1 protein-coding gene is annotated in these 514 nt (G+C 38.9%); it reads right to left on the reverse strand.

All coding sequences use genetic code 11. The features are described from left to right. A partial coding sequence (locus H5975_RS08430) for an IS30 family transposase (RefSeq protein WP_204785636.1) occupies nt 1-514 on the reverse strand: 514 nt, incomplete at both ends.

Below are 514 nucleotides of genomic sequence, written 5' to 3' on the forward strand. Positions count from 1 at the left end.
GAAAGTAGCGACTGCTTGCCCCTTCATTTTACCTGAAAGTACGGTATCTGCTTCGAAATGACCAAAGGTCGTTCGTTGTGCTACTTCACGAGGACGTGTATCAATTGAATGTCCATGGCAAAAAGTACCACGAGTTTCTTTAGCTCGATGGCGCCTAATACCATGGTCAGGAAGATCGCTTAAACTAATTTCTAGTTTGTTTTGATCAATCCAGTTATATATGGTTTTAAAGCTAAACTTCAGCGTATGTGCTACTTGCTCTGCCGACCATTTTTCAATTAGTATCTTATCCTCAATATATTGCTTTAATCCTGAAGTAAAGTGTGACTTAGCTCCACGTTGAGTGATTTGGTCACGATGCTGTTTTTCTACCCTTCGGGCATTATAAGGTCCAGGTAATCGATTTAATTCTTTAAAAACTGTGGTTCGAGAAAATCCAATGCGACTAGCAATTTGACCTAAAGAATAATGTTCTTTGTGCAAAGTTTCGATGACAACTCGATCTTGAAATGAT

It is taken from the genome of Limosilactobacillus coleohominis, from assembly GCF_016901675.1.
GTDB classification, from domain to species: Bacteria; Bacillota; Bacilli; order Lactobacillales; family Lactobacillaceae; genus Limosilactobacillus; species Limosilactobacillus intestinavium.